General features: G+C 72.2%; 1 protein-coding gene. It reads left to right on the forward strand.

Translation table 11 applies throughout. The features are described 5' to 3' along the window. On the forward strand, positions 1 to 2,034 hold a 2,034-nt coding region (locus tag OXI49_11350), incomplete at its 5' end, for a putative Ig domain-containing protein (GenBank protein ID MDE2691101.1). Positions 2,035 to 2,112 lie beyond the last annotated feature (78 nt).

A 2,112-nucleotide genomic window follows, 5' to 3' on the forward strand; every position in this document is an offset into this window, starting at 1 on the left:
AGCATCAGCAGCAGTTCCCTGACGGTGAGCGAGGCGGCTGGTGACGGCAACAGCGCCAGCTACAGGGTGGTGCTGGAGAGTGAGCCTACCCATGAGGTGAGCATCAGGGTGACATCCGGGGACCCGGCAGCGGCAAGGGTGAGCCCGTCCAGCTTGCGGTTCAGCCGGTCCACCTGGGCCGTGTCCCAGAAGGTGACGGTCACCGGCGTGGATGACGACGTGGAGCAGAACGGCAACCGCAGCGCCACCATCCGCCACCGCGCCACCTCAACCGACCCCAAGTACAACGGCAACAACATCAGCATCAGTGACGTGACCGCCACGGTGGAGGACGACGGCGGCGGGGTGGAGGACGAGGGTGGCGCACCTTCCCAGCCGGTGGAGGACGAGGGTGGCGCCATCGTCCTGACGTTCCCCCCGTATGAGGGGAGGTGGTTCTACACCGAGGGGGTAGCGATACCGTCCCTGGTGCTGCCTGCGGCCACTGGTGGCAGGGGCGGGGTGAGCTACGCCTTGACCCCGGCGCTGCCAGCGGGTCTGCGGCTGGAGAGTGGGGGCATCGTGAGGGGCACGCCCACCGAGGTGCAGCAGGCCAGGTCCTACACCTGGAGGGCAACGGATGCCGACGGTAACGAGGCGGCGCTGGTGTTCTCCATCACGGTAGCGGAAGATCCCCGGCGGCGGCAGGGGAGGGGGGAGGCGAAGCGGCTGCTGGCGGCGCTGGGGAGGGAGGCGCTGGCAGTGTCGCTGGACACCATCGGCGCCCGGTTGGGAGCCGTCAGCGGTGGCGGCCTCACCCTGGCCGGGCAGCCGGTGTGGCTGGAGGGTGGCGCCGCCACCGCCGTGGGGGCTGGTGGGGTGGCGTGGCGCCCTGGGGCGGACGGGGAGTTATTGGCCAACAGCGCCTTCTCCCTGCCCCTGGCAGCCGGGGAGAGGGGAAGCAACGGTGGCGCTGAGGGGGAGAGGCCGTTGTGGGCGGTGTGGGGGCGTGGCGATCTGGCCGGCTTTGCCGGGGCGGGGGCGATGGCGTACGACGGTTGGCTGCGCAGCGGCTTTCTGGGGCTGGACCGGCGGGCCGGCGCCTGGGTAGGGGGGCTGGCCCTCTCCCACGAGCAGGGGCAGGCGGACTACAGGGGCGTGGGGGATGGTCGGCTGGAGACCAGCCTGACGGCGCTCTACCCCTACGGTCGCTGGCGGCTGGAGGAGGGGCTGGAGGTACAGGGTGTGGTGGGCGCCGGTTGGGGAGAGGCGCGGCGCCAGCCGGAGGGGGGAGCAGAAGAGCGGGGTCGGCTCTCCATGCAGATGGCGGCGCTGGGGGTGTCACAGGCCCTGCCCCCTGTGGCCGGGCTGGCCCTGTCGCTGCGGGCGGACGGGGCGGTGACGGCCATGGAGACGGACTCTGGACCGTCTGCCGTCCACGGGCTGCGGGCCAACAGTTGGCGGCTGCGGGCCGGGCTGGAGGCATCGGGTCGCTTCCAGTTGGACGGGGCTGGCTGGCTGGAGCCGTTCCTGGAGGGTGCGGTGCGGCAGGACGGGGGCGACGGCCTGGTGGGCAGTGGGGTGGAACTGGCCGGTGGGCTGCGCTATGAGGCGCCTGGCGTGGCAGTGGAGTTGCGAGGTCGCTGGCTGGCGGTCCACAGCGCGGAGGACGCCCGGGAGGAGGGTGTGGCGTTGACGGTCCGGGCCGGTCCCGGCGCCGACGGCAGTGGGTTGTTCGTTGCCCTGAGCCCCCAGTGGGGAGCGGCCACAGGTGGGGTGGCGGCGTTGTGGGGGCAGGGGTGGCCCAGGCTGGCCACGGCCACCAGTGGTGCGGTGGCTGCCCAGGTGGGGTACGGCCTCCCCCTGTCCGGGGGAGGGCTGCTGACGCCCTTTGCCGAGGCCGGGCTGGTGGATGGCGCCGGCTGGCGCATGAGGCTGGCTACCCGCTTGTCATCCCACAGGGGTGGGGCGGTGACGGTGGCGGGTGAACGGCAAGGGGGTGGGGGACGGCCAGCGGCGCAGGCCCTCCTGCTTGACTTCCAACACCACTTCTGAGGAAGGGACGATGCCCGTCCCCTCAGGTGCATGATGCCGTCCGCCCACCCTGGCGCCATGCACCGTTGCCGGTGGCGT

The sequence above is a fragment of the Acidobacteriota bacterium genome (assembly GCA_028875725.1).
In the GTDB taxonomy this organism is placed as follows: Bacteria; Acidobacteriota; Thermoanaerobaculia; order Multivoradales; family Multivoraceae; genus Multivorans.